At 40.5% G+C, this 17,009-nt stretch carries 12 protein-coding genes and 2 pseudogenes; 3 read left to right on the top strand and 11 right to left on the bottom strand.

Annotated features, from left to right (window positions below; all coding sequences use genetic code 11):
* Window positions 1–38 precede the first annotated feature (38 nt).
* The 7 genes from NWP21_RS00485 to NWP21_RS00455 form a co-directional block, all read right to left on the bottom strand.
* Complete coding sequence (locus NWP21_RS00485; protein WP_280791208.1) at window positions 39–1,628, bottom strand: hypothetical protein; 1,590 nt, start codon at window positions 1,626–1,628, stop codon at window positions 39–41.
* Between the two features lie 152 nt (window positions 1,629–1,780).
* Entirely contained in the window at window positions 1,781–2,440 is a 660-nt protein-coding gene (locus NWP21_RS00480) for a flagellar motor protein (RefSeq protein ID WP_280791207.1), read from the bottom strand.
* Window positions 2,441–2,486: 46 nt separating this feature from the next.
* Entirely contained in the window at window positions 2,487–4,208 is a 1,722-nt protein-coding gene (locus tag NWP21_RS00475; protein WP_280791206.1) for a hypothetical protein, read from the bottom strand.
* A gap of 49 nt (window positions 4,209–4,257) precedes the next feature.
* On the bottom strand, window positions 4,258–7,491 hold the full coding sequence (locus NWP21_RS00470) for a tubulin-like doman-containing protein (RefSeq protein WP_280791205.1): 3,234 nt from the start codon (window positions 7,489–7,491) through the stop codon (window positions 4,258–4,260).
* A gap of 19 nt (window positions 7,492–7,510) precedes the next feature.
* Window positions 7,511–8,653: a VWA domain-containing protein gene (locus NWP21_RS00465; RefSeq protein ID WP_280791204.1), complete on the bottom strand. Its 1,143-nt coding sequence runs from the start codon at window positions 8,651–8,653 to the stop codon at window positions 7,511–7,513.
* 308 nt (window positions 8,654–8,961) lie between these two features.
* A complete protein-coding gene (locus NWP21_RS00460; RefSeq protein WP_280791203.1) occupies window positions 8,962–9,207 on the bottom strand; it encodes a hypothetical protein in 246 nt (81 codons plus the stop codon).
* Window positions 9,208–9,442: 235 nt separating this feature from the next.
* Window positions 9,443–10,279: a photosystem II manganese-stabilizing polypeptide gene (locus NWP21_RS00455; RefSeq protein ID WP_271733856.1), complete on the bottom strand. Its 837-nt coding sequence runs from the start codon at window positions 10,277–10,279 to the stop codon at window positions 9,443–9,445.
* A gap of 433 nt (window positions 10,280–10,712) precedes the next feature.
* Here NWP21_RS00455 and NWP21_RS00450 point away from each other — a divergent pair, with 433 nt between their 5' ends.
* The 3 genes from NWP21_RS00450 (at window position 10,713) to ftsZ (ending at window position 14,289) form a co-directional block, all read left to right on the top strand.
* Entirely contained in the window at window positions 10,713–11,078 is a 366-nt protein-coding gene (locus tag NWP21_RS00450) for a hypothetical protein (RefSeq protein WP_280791202.1), read from the top strand.
* Window positions 11,079–11,770: 692 nt separating this feature from the next.
* Window positions 11,771–12,619, top strand: a complete 849-nt coding sequence (locus tag NWP21_RS00445; RefSeq protein WP_280791201.1) for an FtsQ-type POTRA domain-containing protein — start codon at window positions 11,771–11,773, stop codon at window positions 12,617–12,619.
* A gap of 398 nt (window positions 12,620–13,017) precedes the next feature.
* Window positions 13,018–14,289, top strand: coding sequence for a cell division protein FtsZ (gene ftsZ, locus NWP21_RS00440; RefSeq protein ID WP_280791200.1), 1,272 nt, complete (start codon window positions 13,018–13,020; stop codon window positions 14,287–14,289).
* 352 nt (window positions 14,290–14,641) lie between these two features.
* Here the strand turns inward: ftsZ and gshB are convergent, their stop codons facing one another.
* The 4 genes and pseudogenes from gshB to NWP21_RS00420 all read right to left on the bottom strand — a co-directional run.
* Window positions 14,642–15,625 carry a glutathione synthase gene (gene gshB / locus NWP21_RS00435; protein WP_280791199.1) on the bottom strand — a complete coding sequence of 328 codons (984 nt, stop codon included), beginning with the start codon at window positions 15,623–15,625 and terminating at the stop codon, window positions 14,642–14,644.
* A gap of 261 nt (window positions 15,626–15,886) precedes the next feature.
* Window positions 15,887–15,988, bottom strand: a pseudogene (locus tag NWP21_RS00430) (zinc ribbon domain-containing protein); the annotation flags it as partial.
* Between the two features lie 414 nt (window positions 15,989–16,402).
* A complete protein-coding gene (locus NWP21_RS00425) occupies window positions 16,403–16,678 on the bottom strand; it encodes a LapA family protein (protein ID WP_280791198.1) in 276 nt (91 codons plus the stop codon).
* A gap of 83 nt (window positions 16,679–16,761) precedes the next feature.
* A pseudogene (locus tag NWP21_RS00420) lies at window positions 16,762–16,866 on the bottom strand (transposase); the annotation flags it as partial.
* Window positions 16,867–17,009 lie beyond the last annotated feature (143 nt).

Here is a 17,009-nt window from a genome sequence, read left to right as displayed (position 1 = left end):
CCTCGAAAACGAGCTTACTGTAAATTTCACCTGATTTTTTAAATTCTCAAAATTTTTAACACAATTCTTGGTAACTGGTTGACTGTTTTGATATTCTCTATCTTCTCAGGACTTGGTGTATTTAGGGTTTCTCCAGTATTTCCTGAGACTGGTATCTGGTCGATATAGCTTTGAGATTCTAAGTGTAATTGTGAGTTAAATTCCCCCCTTTGAGGATCCGCTATTTTTGGCAGAGCTAAAACCCCAGGGCTTAATTCAGGGATGGGATATCCTTGGCTTTCTATCCACTTTCTAATCAGAGGAGATGAATAGTGACTTGGGTGTGCACTTCCAGTCCAATCTTGTGGGATTACTACTTGTAACTCTTCACGAGCACTGACCAATTCTGGTGTCTTTTGATTTTCAGATACAGTTCTATCCATCTGCTGGAAGTCCTCAGCAGCTACATCTGTTTTATCTGGTAAAACTTCCAGGCGTTTTAAGTAGGGAAAAGTGCTGTTGAGAAGCACACCATGATCTTTTATCCCCAGTTGCTTGCAGTTGATGGGGTCTCTAGTCTTGTTTTGCTGCGCAAGCTCCTCATCTATAGGGTGATTCAATAAATTTTGCTGGGGAAATGTAGCTAGCACTTCTGTAATATCTGCCGTAATTTTAAAAGACTGATTAGCTAATAGTACGACCTCGCCCAATTTTGTGAGTGCGCCATACAAATGGATGTCTGCCAAAATCAGCTGGGATTGACAATCCACGGGAATACAAATTGCAGAGCTAATTTTAATTGGTAAAGTGCTGTCTGGTAAAGGCTGCCAAACCTGGGTGAAAATATCTGAGCCTGTAGGCGATCGCAGCTCAATTAGTAATTCCAAAGCATAAAGACGTTCTGGAGCTTTTTCACCTTCCCAATTTATCTGGTCTTGTAGCTCCACTCGCCCCCGAATCACTGCTGTTTCTCCCCAAGGAGCAATGTATGTTTCTCGATCTAAGCTCAACGATAGCGGTAGCGATGGTTTTATAGATAAAGTATCCTCAACCCTATGATCATCTGACACAGTTTCAGTGCTGTTTAAACCTACAGCCATGAAATTTTCTCCCCTCTGTTGGGCTGTTTCACCTTGCAATAAGGCTGGACTAACAGGCTGACTTATAACTGCGTTGTCCATTGCTATTGGAATTCCTAAATCACTTAGGCTGATAATACTGGTTGTAGTAGGGTGAAATGGTGGTAAATTTGATCGCCGATTTTCGTCCGTGGGGGATGGACTCCATACCCCAGTAGATTGTTGAAACAATACTTCTATATATATGGAGTATTGCCAGGATTTACCGAGCAAATCTGACATCAAATCCGCCGAGCATTGGAATTGCCAAGTTCCTGGTTTGAGGTAGGTAAAAGGAATTACCGAGATTAAACCTTGTGCATCAGTCCGCCTCGATTGCTTGTGAATTAACCGCTTTGAGGGGATCTGTTGAGTTGATGAGTGTGTTACCCGTATTTCTACCTCGGTATTAGCCAGGTGAGAACGAGCCAAAACTCTGTAGATACCTTCCGAAATTTCTAAGTTTGGGAATTGGAGGTTATACCAAGAGCGATCGCCCTGTTTCTGTATGAGAAATTGCCAGTTTTCCATTATCAGTTATGACAAAACCGAATAGCAGCCGAGTAAGATTGTGGATGATATTGCTTGCAAGTTTACCTCAGTAACTAGCAATTTCCTCACCTAATGTTAGCATTTGTCTACAAATACCCTAATATTGAGAATCTGCTTCACAATAACTTAAACTACTTTACGGTTCGCTCTTCACCCAACCGGGTAAAACGGATTTCAATGCGGCGGCGGTTCTGATCTGGTGCACGTAGTATGGGAGCAAATTCCCCACTAGGTAATATTAACTGAGCCGCCGAATAAGCACGGAAGGACAATCCCGGAAGTTTTTTTTCTTTAACCTGAATATTACGCAGCTGTTGGACTACCGCTAAAGCACGCATTAACCCCAAATCAGCATTAGAACCCGCTTGCAGTTTCTCTAATTCCAATCCACCACGGGCAACATTTTCTAAATTCAAGTCTAGGTTACTGGGCATATTACCATTAGGCTGACCGTCAGTATGTCCGATCACCTCTATAATATCGATATTATACTGTTTACTTGCCCTTTCAATTTCCGGTAAGATTTTTGTCGCAATGTAATTATAAAACCGGGGGTTAATTCTTGCACTTCCAGAATCAAATCTATGCTTAGGGTCATCTGGAATCAGAATAATTGGGGGTGTCTCTAGTTGCCTATCTACTAACTCCGGTTTTTGATTAACAAATGACCTAATGATAAAAAGTAACAAAAACAACAGCAGTATCATAAAGGCATTAGACATTAAATCTGTAAAAGCTGTGGAAATATTTAATTCTTCATGATAATCATTACGTTGCCAACGTCTAGCCATATTTTCCTATTTAATTCCTCTGTAATGCGTCATCCCAATCAAAAGTTTAGGTATGAGTAAAAGTATCTATGATTTGATCTTCGGGTTTCAATGTTGAGCTTTTTACTTCCGTTCGTAACCGATAAATTTCATGTTTAGCATCATTGAGATGGTGAATACAATCTTGCAAATTACCATTGATATCTTGATTTACTGCTGTTTGTTTGTTCACACCTTCCAGCAATAGGTTACCTATATTCTGATACTCTGTAACCAGAGTAGAATTACTACTATTCATTAACCGTGATATGTTTTCAGAATTCCTATCTATTTGCTGAGATATATTACCCAGAGATGTATTAACTGTTCCAGCGTGTTTATTGATAATTTCTACGAAGCCTTGCATATCTAAAGTAATTTGCTGCAAACCTTTAGCCTTATCCATCAGGTTATTTTCTAATTGTTCAATTCTAGTTACAGCTTTAGCAAAGCCATTGACCATTTCCTGAGAAATATTACCAGCTTGATTATTTATTGTCTGGATAAAATCTCGTAAATCCCCGGAAATCGCCTCTAAACTTCCATCCTTATTCATCAGGTTACTTTCTAATTGCTCAAGTCTGGTTACTGCGATCGCAAAACTATCAGATCCTTCCTTAAGTTGAGGTATAATCTCACCCAGAGACTTTTGATTAATACGATTTAAATCTAATATTAGGGATGATATTTGATTAACGCTCTTAATTTCCTCTCCCAGTGCTTGCAATTGAACTACCAATGAATTAAATGATGTTGTTGTATTAGCTAAACTTCCAGCAGAGTTAGAAAATCTCTCCTCTATCTGGGTTAAATTATTAGTCGCTGCTAATAACTTCTCAGGAAATTGACTATTAGCAAAGATGTTCGCCGCATCTTTAAATATCTGAGATTTACCATTGAGTTGATGTATGGCAATGTCAAACTGATGCGCAGCAGCAGATATAGTACCTGCTGACTGTGTAAACTTTTCATAAACTTGTCTGGCCAAATCTGTCGCTTGCTGATTCCCTGCGATTATTTGTTCTGCGACCTTAGCCATAGAACTTTCCACCGCATCTCGCACAGTCACACCAAATTTAGTTAAAAACTCATCCTGCTGTTCTACCATCCTATTGACTATTTTATCAAGGCGAGTATCACCTTGAACTTCAGGCAGGTAAATATTATCTAAATAGTCTTCTAAGGAACTGATAACGTGATACTTAAGAGCGCTAGTATTAAATTTCCAGTTAACTATTGTTAGCGCCGCACTAAAGAACAATCCCGTCAAACTAGTGACAAAGGCAATACTCATCCCAGATAATGATTGTTGTATTTGTCCTACTAAATCATTAAGATTGGTAGCGGCAGTATTATTTAGGGTTTCACTGAGGGCAGATAAATTAATTGTGATGCCAAAAAAAGTACCCAGTAACCCAAAAGCTAAGAGCAAATTGGGGATAATGCGGCACAAATATTCTATTTGTTCAATAGAAAAACCTTTAAACTTTTCTTGACTATAAACTTGTTCGATTAATGCGGCTGTATTAACTTTATCCAACTGAATGCTAGCTTTTTGAAATCTGCTTTCTAGTGTGGTGATTATTTTAGGTTGTACTCCTCGTGGAGCATCATTAATTAGTCTTTGTACTTTCTCCGCTACATCTTGCAAATACTTATACAAACTCCAACGCAGCCAGATAGTAAGTATGGATGGTATAACAATGACCACGAGGGTAGCCAAAATTAATTCCCCTGGTATTGATGTCATGATACTTCCCTGATTATCAAATGTGTGAGAGGATGCTTAGTAAACGAAATTAATTTAAGAATTGGTCTAAGATTCTTTGTTTTTGACGCTCGTAATCTTCTTGAGTAATCAGGCCATCCCCTAAAAGGTCTTGTAAATTCTTTAAGTCTAACCGCATTTGTGCCCCAGTATCGGTATATTGCACCGATTCACCATCTACTATCTCGCCCACAAGAGATCTTCTGCTATCTAAGCTTTGCGGTAAACTATTTTCTGGAGTTGGGGAATTAAATTTATCATTCATTTTTCTGCGGAACCTGAGAATAATTCCTTCTTTAGTTCCTTTTTGATTGTTAATTAATGCATTCCTGTAAGGATAGTTAGGATGTTCCTGTGGTAACTTGTCAACTTCATTGACAAAGCTGTTGAATTTGGGTAAATATTCACTTTTCCACAGTTCAGGTTGTCTTTCCATAACAGAAATTTCCTGATCTAAAATACCTTGCAAAGCTAATTTCATATCCTGACGGTTCGCCAGTTCCTCTAAAGCCTGTCCCCATTCTGAACTGAGAGCAGCTGTGGAGTAACAGTCGCGCAAACCATCATAATATGTAAACTCTAACTGCTGATTTTGCGGGTTGGTCTGCAATAGTTGTAGACCTAGACAGGGATAGAAAACATTTTCTAATTGTTCTATTGTCACTGCATCTGGTGGAATAATATCTGGGAAAACCACACGGTAATCATTATGTAGAGAAGCGCTCCGGGAATTCTGTTCCCTGAGGTAATAGTTACGCATTCTTTCCAGACTATTAATTAATCTCAGAGGAAACCCACCATACTCATTGACAAATAAAATTTCATCCTCAGTTTGCAAGGATTTTAAGACTGTTGGCGAAATCCCTAAATCTGTAGTCAGCAAAGATTTAAACTGTCTGACTTCTAATTCATCGGTATCTTTAAAGCCCACTAATTGACTAGTTTTACCAGGATCATCCCAAAAATATGGATCACTCAAACTCAGTGGTAATAGGGGTTTAGCTTCTTCCATAATTTGTGCTAAACGGGTTGAACGTGCTGTTGAGTAGTTTTGCATGAAGCGCTTAATTACGGATTTGACAATATTAGTACCCCGTGAAGCAAACATACTGTCAATTCTCAAATTCATCTCTGTTTGCAGCAGTTCTTGGGTGGTGCGTTCCTTCTCTAAGAAACTGGTCAAAGACTTTCCTCTACCACTTGGTTCTGTAATTTCTGAACTGATCAGGGCTAACTGGGAACGTAAGTCATCTACAGGTAACATAGTTTGGTGACAGCGTTCGATGTCTTCATCATCAAATATGGCTTCACCACTCATTTCATCAAAATTCAAATCCCGTAACTCTCTATCTTGTCTTTCGTAAATGTTTTTTAAGTCATTTAATAGGCTGTCAAAAGCACTAGTCTGACTAATTTTCTCCTGTACGTATGTTTGCAGTCTCTTGACAACTCGTAGTGCTTCCTGTCGTACAGTTAAGTCAAAGTTATGTTTGATAATTTTCTGAACTTGTTGCAAAGCTGTTTTAATTTCTGTTTGAAATTGTTGATTTTTATTATTAAATTTGGGGATGACAAATTTAGCCTCGATATCTGTAAGAACCTGGTCAGTTTCAGCCCAGACTCTATCTACGTCTTCAGGTGTTCTCATGTTCGCAAAATCATTGAGAGACGCTTGTATATCCCGTTGGTAATCGTTTAACTCATGTTGCAGTGCATCTAACCAATCACGGCTACTTTTGAGGGAAAAATTAGACTTATTGGGTGTAAGTAGCTGAGTGAGATAATCATGAATATCACCCTGGAGTTGTTTGGTTAAGTTAGGAGTTAATTCCATTAACTTGGTTAACCATTGTCCTCTAGTACTTTCAGTTTCTCCTGGTTGTACTTTACGGAATTGATCACGGAATTCTTTAGGTACTCTTTGACGTAAATTATTTCTGTCGTCCTTATGTTCACACTCATTGATTAACTTATTGATTTTATTTTTCCATGTGATAATGCTGTTGTTAAATGTGCTATTGTATTCTTCCACTCCCTCTGCTAGTTTAGTAATTAAACCATCCCTAGTAACCAGGTCATTATGCCAATGGCACTCTAGGAGAAATTGCTGTAGTAAATCCCGGGGATCTGGGCTTTGACTTTTACCATTCAACCAAAAATTCACCAGTTCTAACCCAACTTTGTTTAAGGAAATTTCGACTACGGCATCACGGCGAAAATAAATGGCGGATAATCCAAATGTGAGGTAACGCTGGGGATTAGGACGGGGGTGTTTATCCCAATCAATAATGTGTTGTAAAAAGTTATCTCTGTTACCTTTAATGATTGGTGCTAATTCACTACTAAAATCAAGGGAAATTTTATGAGCAATAACGTTGCATAATTTACCTTGGTTGAGGATTGTATATTCGCCGCTGGTTTGATGAGAAACTAAATAAGTATAATCAAAGGGTGAACGTTTTTCGCTCACATACACAGGATTTTGGATGTCATAACAAGCTTCAAATTTTGTCCCTGGACGGTTATAGTAGTCTAGTTCTTTGAGAGCAGCATAGGTATTAGCATTCATGCTGGGAGCATTGCCATACAGTTCCGGACTAATCACTAAATAACCGCAAAATCTAGCATGATCACCATAAAAATGTCTGAGACTGTAAGCGATATCCAAAAACATCCCGCTACCTGTACCACCGCACAGGGAACCCACTACAAAAATACTTAATCCCGGCTCTACTTTGAGACCGGATCTGAGTAAATAAGCCTCGTGTCCTCTGGTACGTTCTTCAGCGTTCTTGATAGCTAATTGTATTTTCTGGTGGTTGTGGAAAAAAGCCAATCTTCCTACTGGTCTAATCCCTTTAGCACCGTCTTCTACTGCTTTAATATTACGTAATAATTGGGGTGGGAACCATCTACCAATGTGGTCATAGGGTCCATAATCGTTGTATTCTGAACGCCTTTCTAACCCTTCAACAAAGGTAGTCACTTCTCTGGATGACATGGTAGCGGTGACTTTTTCTGATTGCTGAAAACTTAGATCAACACCATGATAAATACTACCGGTGCGAATACCACTGACTTGAGTGGCAGCTTTATCGGTGTCAATGTGGACAAAACTGACAATGGGGAGCTTTTTTAAATCCCCATATTTGTCTACTATTAAGCGCCGAATTCGCATTAAAACATCCCTACCAGTTCCACCTAATCCTATACAAACTGTGCGGTTAATTCCTTGATATTGTTGTTCATTGTTCGCTGCGTTCATAGAAATACTCCTCTATAGACTATTTTTTGATTTGGATATTCATTTCATAATCGCGTTGGCGATTATCTGGACAATTGAGCTTAAATTTAGACCCAGAGATGGGGGTACGGGAGGCAATTTCCCGTCCGTTATAATGAATCGGTGGTAAGTTTGAAGTTAAGGGGACTAAGTAGAGTTTCTCTCCCTGTCGTTCTAAGTAGGCTCGGACTTCTCCACCCGGACAGGGGATAGAGTCTGGATAAGTTCCGTCGTCTTGACCAATGGCGATTTTTTGCTTATTCTTTAACCGACATATTTGTTCTTCTTGTTCTGGAATTTCTATAGATAATTGCCAATTTTTCTGTGATCGGTGTAGTTTATATCCCCAAGCGCATAAACTAGCGAGGATTGAAAGTAAAATTAAACCTGGGAGCCATAACTGTTGCCTTAAATAGGGATTAACTAAACAAGTTTCTCGATTACCTGGTGCTGGTGTGCAAAATTCTTGAACTGTGGGATCAATATCAACAACAGTTAATGTATATGGTTGATTTTCCCCTGTGGTGATGGAGAGCGATCGCTTGTTCATGGGTAATATTTCCATCCAAGCTTGTCGTTCTTGACTTTCTGGAGAACTAGCAATTCTTAATGGACTCTCAGCAGGGGTTTCTATCCACACATCTGAGGTAATTCCCGGTTCTGTAAATAAAGGTGCATCAGTTAACCAAATAACAGATTGTGGCTTAATTGCTTGTCTTCTTTGCAAGCGATGATGATTAATTTGAGCAATACCTTGATAAACCCTTAACTCAGCGCGCTGAATATCTGTACCGTAATACTTGCTATCAGATGTTAAGGGAATTTTTTCCAATAGTTGTGCAATATTTTCCTCAGTTCTATCAATATACTTAATCGGTTCTCCCAAAGGATTAAGACTAGCTGTCAATTCTGCTAACACCAAATCCCTAGCAAAAGGAACAATGTAGATATAGTCTCCCGGTTGAATGCTGTCTTGAACGATTTGACGCAACCGAATCCGAGCTTGATCATTCAAGCCAACGCTTTCTGTCAAATCAATAGCCAAGATTACATCTCGTCCACTACTGAGCCGAGAGACCAAATTTAATCCGAGTTGTTGTGTAGGAGTGAGTTTTTCTCCCGGGGAAATTCTTGTTAAAGTCACTGAGACAGCCACGCCAATATAATGTAAGAATTATTGCACATCATGCAGGAAATCACGTCATCTTGAGACTGCCAGTAATTCTGCTGTAATTATAGTATATGCGTATATTTAGTTGTGATCACGAGTAATCTTAAATTAACACTTTACCAGCCCTAAATAATTTATGAAATCTCACTTATGGAGTATTGACTTTTGTGGTATAACAGTGGTATTGCGTTAGATTTATTATTTCAAGAATTAAAACTACAAAAAAGACCCTGATTAGGGCCACTTCAAATCAGAGAAAATGGGGAAGTAAATTTTTACGATCAAATATCATAGCGGTTGCGATAGTAGGCCAAAATTTCCTCTAGGCGTTGCTGACTTTCTGAAGCTAAATGGGATGTCATAGAAATCTCTAAGCCAGCAATTTGACTTTGCTTGTAATCGAATTCGGAAGATGATTGGGGAATTAAACCCACTTGTACGCCTTCAATTTGACGCAAATGAGCCGCGATTTCTCGATAAACCGCTAGAGGTAAACCAGCAAATTCAATTTTTTTTTGAGTTTCCATCTTTAACAAGGTTCGACGGGAGTATGTGAGGATGCTGAATTAACAGGTTCTTTACCTACCATTCTCGCAAGTTCAATACCATATTGTTCCAGATTAACGATGGGATTGGAACTTTCATGGATTTGAATATGATGAGCAAACCAGCCGATAAAAAACCCATTTGCTTTCACATCAAGGGAAACAAATGGGTAAAGTCTTATAATCCAGTCAATAATTACGAATCATTCCGGGTAATTTAGGCGCGATTTGGTTCAACCCGTGCGTAAAATAGACCGCGAATCTTGACTTCTTTAGGTTCACCAGCACCTAAATCAGTATCAGATGGCTGTTCGCTCTCGAAAGTACCAGCAATTTCACCAGTAATGTTATCTACTTTAGCTACCTGTAGGGAAATTGTGCCATCAAGAGTTTCAATCCGTTTGACATTAGCGCGGGTGAGTTCTTCATCATCAGCTTGGGCAGGAAGAGCCACGGCGTTATCATAGCCAGTGACGATACCACGACCTTTAGGATCTAGGAAAGACGAACCACGGTAAGAAGGAACCTTGAAAGTACCTTCAAAGTCAGTAGAGGTATTGATACTGGTCAAACCGGCTTGTGTTTGAGCAACTAAATTTTTGATGGTAAACAGGAAAGGTACTGATTCACCACCGGGGAGTTTTACAGTGATGGCTTGAAAGTCCAAACCATCAGCTTCTACAAAGGTCAGGCTATTATCTGGGTTGACTTTTAGGTCACCTTGTACCTGGTCAATAGTAGAGGTGTATCTGGTCAACAATTTACCGGGTACATACTCTGCTACTTGCCGTTTATTAGCAGGTTCTTCTTTGACAAAGAAAGTTGTTGGTTCCAAACAAAGTTCTTTGATGATATAAGACTGGCTTGATTGAATGGGAATGGAACCACGGCTAGTTTCTGCTAGTTGGGGGCATTTATTAGCTAAACCAGTGCCACGAATTTGTTCGTAAGTTAGTAAATCCCTACTATTAGAAGCAGTGGGAGCATCACTGCAAGCGGTTAATAGCCCCAGGCATACAGCCAAGAATGCAACAATTAAAGCGCGATACCTCATGGTCAACCTCAATTTCAAAAATTAATATCTAAGTTGTAAAACTAATGCCTATGGCATTTTCGGTGTTGCCCAAATGGTTGTGTATTATAAAGTAGGAGTATACTACATAATATACAGCCCATTGCTTTATAGGGAAATTAGCCAGATCATACGATTTTTTTTAACTCAAGATCAAAGCTCTTTCATCTGATCAAAAAATACGCGATTGCATTTAGCGGACTGGGAGGCAGAGCTAGAGTTGATGACCGTCTTTTATAATAAACTATGGTGGACTGTAATCTGGAAAACTGGAGGCTCTATAAATTCCTCTGCCCCTGACCCCCATCTGTTAAGCCAAGCGGCGCTCCTCATCGCTGATTATCCTTTGCTCAGGAATGAAAGCTAAAAATCTTCGGTAAATTTGAGTAGGCCTCATTTAGACGGAGATAGTTCCATGAGTAACCACGAACGTTTTGAATCTAGGAAGTTATCTGAGAAATTGCAAGCCATCACGACAGCAGTGCTTGATGTAGCTAGCGTTTCTCAAGGAGATGCCATCGCTCTTTTGGGCTTGTTGCGTCATTTAGAACAGTTACATCGAGATATCCGGGATGGTGCTTTTCAACAGAGTTTGCCTGATAATCGCCAGAAACTCTACTCTTTACTCAAAGACATTGAATCTGAAGGAGGCTGGCCTTACATTGAGCGCATGAGGCTGAAAACCTTTTTAGCCACTTTGCCCGGGGCTGCCATGGAGAATGATCGTGAACCGGTAAATAACGATGATTTGTTGGAGAGCGATCGCTCCTTGAGTTCGTGATCTGCAAAAGAGTAATCAGTTTTTTAAGATTTTAAAAAACTTCATTACTCTTCATAACTCTTAACTCATAGATATACTAAATACTATCAGAATCAGGCAGGTGGTCAAAATGTCAAGCTCCTTTGGTCATCACTAGCGGATGTTAGTGTTTGACCCCAAGGGAGAATGCACAGAGTTAAAACTAGGCAGGAGAAGTGCTAAAGGCGAAAATTTATCGGTATTTGCTGGGGGATTTCAAGCTTTGACTTTTCTGTGCCACAATCATTACCCATTGAAATTGAAAGTAACAGTATTGACGCTAAGGCTGTATCCCTTTATAAGTGTTATTAACAATCTCAAAATAATAACTGGTGATCGGAAATTGAAGGATCTGCGCTCCCCTAGGAACATATGTTCATATTCGAGAATATTTAGCCAGCAATGTACTAGGCATGATTAATTGACAAGCGGCTCCCAGATTTCATATCTGGCACAATATTGTGCATTAGTTTCAGTGGTGTTTGTACTACATAGATAATCATAGCTATCAAGGGCTACAGAGGTTGAAGCTTAATACTGGCTTGAATATTGGTGTAGCGGATGTAAATGCAAAAATGGAGGCAAAAGATTCATAGATACTCACGGGTTAATTAAGGAAAAGAAACGATCTGATCGCAAGCACGAATTTTTACCGCAAATATAAAGAGGAAGGAATGCCAGGCACAGTATCAGGTTCCCGAAATGATTTATCCGAGCGCCGTCACCAAATACGTCGGCAGCATCGGGTAAAAATAATTCAGGCGATTTGGCGCACTGTAGTCATTAGTGGTTTAGCAGGTGGGTTGTTTTGGGTAGCAGTCCAACCCATATGGGTAGTCAAGGCTCAAGAGCAAATTATCGTGAAATCAGGTGAGCAATTACTCTCCCCAGAGGCAATTGAGTCATTACTAGAGATATCCTATCCTCAGTCTTTATGGCGAATTAAACCCCAAGCGATCGCCAACTCTTTGCAGGAAAAACCGACTATTGCACAAGCAACTGTGCGACGCCGTCTTTTTCCACCGGGACTGAATATCGAAATACAGCCAAGAGTACCCGTAGCGATCGCACTCCAGCCGGTGGACAAGGTCACATCTCAAAGTCCAAGGGAAAACTCCCCTGCGGGCTTATTAGATGGTAATGGGGTTTTGATGCCCTTAGAAAAATACAAGTTATTCCATCCCCAGATCAAACTTCCGAGTCTCAAAGTTATTGGTTCCCCAGAACAGTATCGCTCCTATTGGAGTCAAGTTTATCCACTATTAACTCAAAGTCCCGTGAAAATAATGGAGGTTGATTGGCAAGATCCCAACAATATAATTTTGAAAACCCAACTAGGAGATGTACACATTGGTGCTTTCAGTCCTGAGTTAACCAGAAAAGTCAAAATACTCGCCCAAATGCGATATTTATCTGCAAAAATGGATTTTAGTCAAATCAAGTACATTGATTTGAGAAATCCCGCATCTCCATTAGTACATATGAACCAAATCGATCCCAAAGATCACCCCCAAAATCCCTAGAAATATTTCCTAATCTCAAGTATGAACCAGAAAAAGTAGAGGTGATTATGCCCTAAATCAGCAATATAACCATAAAGATAATAAATATTCACTAGAAGTTATACAGAGAAATTTTCAGGAAATTTGGGTATAGTTCTCTAGAATTAGCTGTCCTATATGTCCTATAGCCTTAGCCAATGGGTCATTAGCCTCTTCCCAGAGCCAGAGAAGGCAATTACAATTTTGTTAATGTTGGGAATCGCCATCACAATCAAGAACAGCGCCATATATTTTGGCAGTGTCAAACGATAGGTGACTCTTAGGTGAGAAATATTATTTTTCTAGCCAAGGGCCGCCTAGACACGGAGGTTTTGAGGAAAAATACCTGAAAAAGTCGTTTATCTACCACTCTGAATTCAATGCTTGATAATAACCAATATCTGATATATAAAAAAGCCCAATCTTTGGGACAGCCGGGATTTCCCCTAGCAGTTAATTCCAACAAACCTTTTAATAACTCTGGGCTGAACTTTGGGCAAAACTATGATGGTAAAAAGATGTCTATGGAAGAAAGCCGCATTGGGGAGATTGTTCCGGGTCGGGTGGCCAATATCAAAGTGATTGGTGTTGGTGGTGGTGGTGGAAATGCGGTTAACCGCATGATTGAATCTGATGTCGCAGGAGTAGAGTTTTGGTCAATCAATACTGATGCCCAGGCTTTGACCTTGGCGGGCGCGCCCAGTCGATTGCAAATTGGGCAAAAGCTCACACGAGGTTTAGGCGCCGGTGGTAATCCTGCTATTGGTCAAAAAGCAGCTGAAGAATCAAGAGACGAGATTGCTACAGCGTTAGAAGGTGCTGACCTAGTATTTATCACTGCTGGTATGGGAGGGGGTACGGGTACGGGTGCAGCCCCAATTGTGGCGGAGGTAGCCAAAGAAATGGGGGCTTTAACCGTGGGGGTGGTCACACGTCCATTTGTTTTTGAAGGTCGTCGCCGCACCAGCCAAGCTGAACAAGGGATTGAAGGGCTAAAAAGTAGAGTAGATACTTTGATTATTATCCCCAACAATAAGTTGCTCGAAGTCATACCAGAACAAACGCCAGTACAAGAAGCATTTCGCTATGCGGATGATGTCCTGCGTCAAGGGGTACAGGGGATTTCCGATATTATTACCATCCCCGGCTTGGTAAACGTTGACTTTGCCGATGTTAGAGCCGTCATGGCAGACGCGGGATCCGCATTGATGGGGATAGGTGTGAGTTCTGGTAAATCAAGAGCCAGAGAAGCAGCAGTCGCGGCTATTTCTTCGCCTTTATTAGAATGTTCTATTGAAGGAGCTAGAGGGGTTGTATTTAATATTACAGGTGGCAGTGATCTCACCCTACATGAGGTGAATGCGGCCGCCGAAGCAATATATGAAGTAGTTGATCCCAATGCCAATATTATCTTTGGCGCGGTGATTGATGACAGGCTCCAGGGGGAGGTGAGAATTACTGTAATTGCTACTGGGTTTACCGGTGAAGTACAAGCTGCACAAAGCCAAAACGTAGTTAATGCCAGAGTAACAGCTACTCCAAAACGTCCCACACCGCAGCAACCTGCAGTTAATCCCCCCACACCGAACCATAAAGAAAAACCCCCCGAACTGAATATTCCCGACTTTCTCCGCAATCGGCGTAAACCATGAAGTTAGGCAATGGGCGAGAAAGACCAGGAAAAAAGTAAAGTATTTTTGGCTCAGGCAATGGCTTGTGTCTAAACAATATTTTTACACAGTAGTAGTGTTACCCAGATAACACATTAAGCGCAGCAACACTTAAAAGTCATATTTATCCTATAGCAGGAGTTAATAGAACTGCTTTCAAAAACTTATGCAATTAGCTGGCAGCAACTGAAAATTTATGGTTGGCGAGGTCTTGGGGGATGGGGCTAAACCCCTACCTTGTAGGTAGGGGTGTTAACTTTTAGCTACAATCTACCTGAATAGAGGAACAACATCCTGATTGTCCACATCGGGAAGTAAAGCCTTGGCTAGGGGATTACTGATGTGGTTTTTCGGTTTTGAGCGCCTCCTCAACCCATGAAATCACCTGCTCACCCAAGCTAGTGTCATCTAGTCGGTCAATTTCACGAATTCCGGTAGGACTGGTGACATTAACTTCAGTTAAATAACCACCGATGACATCAATACCCACAAAAGTTAAGCCATCTTGACGTAAGGTGGCGGCTATTTCCCTACAGATTTCATGCTCTCTGGCGGTGATTGTAGTTGGAGCAACAGTACCACCAGCTGCCATATTATTACGAAAATCACTACCGCTAGAAAGGCGATTGAGGGCACCAATTGGTTCTCCATTCAGCAGGATAATTCGCTTATCCCCTTCCTTAGCTTTTGGTAAATAAGTTTGCACCATCACTGGTAATCGACCACGCAGTGTACTGAGTTCAACAATGGAATTGAAATTGCGATCGCCTGATTGTAAAAATAAAATTCCTTCCCCGGCTTTATTACCCAGTGGTTTAATAATTGCTGCGCCCTTAGCCTCAACAAATTTCCGGATCAACTCTTTGTCAGCACTGACAATAGTTTCTGGAATAGCGTTAGTAAATTGGAGAGCATACATTTTTTCATTCGCCCCGCGGATACCACTAGGACGATTAATCACCAAAGTTTTGTCTTGGTCGATATAGTCCAGAACATAAGTAGCGTAGAGGTAGGAATCATTCACAGGTGGGTCTGTCCGCATGAACACAGCATCCATTCTATCTAGGGAGGTAAAACAGCTATCGCTCAACCTGTACCAAGGATTTACCGCCCTCCAGCTTCCCTCCACTAACTGGATTGGAACCAGTTCCACCTGCTGTAACATCGCGCAAGCTGTGCTATCTACCACACTCAGTAGATTCGCCTGAGTTACCCAAATTTCATGTCCTAATATTTGTGCTGCTTCCATCAGAGCAATGCTGGTATCATGACAGGGGTCAAGCTGATGGATGGGGTCAATAATAAAAGCCAGTTTCAATTCTTTGCCTCAATCACCGGGACTTATTATGAACTACCGCTCTGTTAAACCTAACCAAGGCTACCTATATCTAGACTTAACTGGACGTTGGTAGTTTTGGTGTTAACTTCCTGCTTCATCGCGGTCTTAGAATGACTTCTAAGAGGTTTACCCACTCCACAGGTAATCTCGGTAGTAGCTGCTATATAAAACCTAGACAAAACTAGACTTGACTTTCTACTTCAATGGGAGCATGGGAGCAGTTATCCCTGGTGTAGACTTTCACGCCTTAGCCAGACGCGATAAATTAATTGCAGCGTTCAGATCCCTATCTATCTCAAAACTGCAGTTCTCGCAATGATAAATTCTTTCGGACAAAGAAAGTATGAATTGCCCCATCTAAGGTAAAAGAATCGTGTCTCCCTTGAGCAAATGTGTGTGTTTGTGAGTATTAGTTAATAAAACAGTAACTAGCTAGTAACCCTACCTAACGCCATCAGTGATCACCTCCTTTCCAGTTGCCTAAGTCATATTATAGCATTTACCATGCTCGTGAGGTACATTTTTTTTTAGTTTGAGTGGACAGGGAATAGGGAATAGGGAATTGGTGTGTGCTTCATGAGCCTGAAAAAGGCTATATACTAACATTACAAGATTCAGTCAAAACTTGATATTGCCAAAAATTTAACTGTTCTCAAAACTCTTTCACCTGTGGTAAAAAAACGCTTTAAGGACGTTTCGTTTTTGGCTCCCTTACATCCCCAGACTATACAGCCGCGGAGAATTACGCGAATCTGGTTAAAAATCCTGGTCATCAACAAAAAACTCGGCATCATCATCAAGGGACTGACTCCGCCGAGAATTTGCCATACTCCAAAGTGGCTGTAGTAATGCCATTCCCAATAAACCTGTACCAGCAGTGAATGCCATTAATAAACCTAATGGGATTTGAATCGATTGAAATGTTAAGAATTTTAAAGATACAGGTGTGGCATTTTGGACTGAGATAATAGCGATCGCCACTACCCAAATAGCCACTATTAAAGATATCAAAATCGGAATTAAATTTTTCATAAGAATATCGCGGTAAGCGAGAAACTAAGTGGCTTTAGCCCTGAGAGGTAAGCGAATCGGTGGTTAAAACCACCTTGGTATTTTTAGTTTTTGGCGTGATGCGGGTCTTTAATATATCGTTTGATGACCTCACTACTAACATTACCAGCAGTGCTAACAAAATAACTGTTAGTCCACAAGGTAGGTAGTTTTTAGGACTTACGCATTGACAGAATAACAAAATAGTGCATTGATAAATAAGGGTCGTCTAGTAATGGGTATGGGAGAATGAGAGAAATTACTAAACCCTCGACAGCACAATGCAATCTAGACATCTACACCTTATTTTTGC

The sequence above is a fragment of the Anabaenopsis sp. FSS-46 genome, assembly GCF_029891665.1.
Lineage (GTDB): Bacteria > Cyanobacteriota > Cyanobacteriia > Cyanobacteriales > Nostocaceae > Anabaenopsis > Anabaenopsis arnoldii.
Note: the sequence above shows the minus strand (reverse complement) of the source record. Positions and strands in the feature narration are given on the sequence as shown.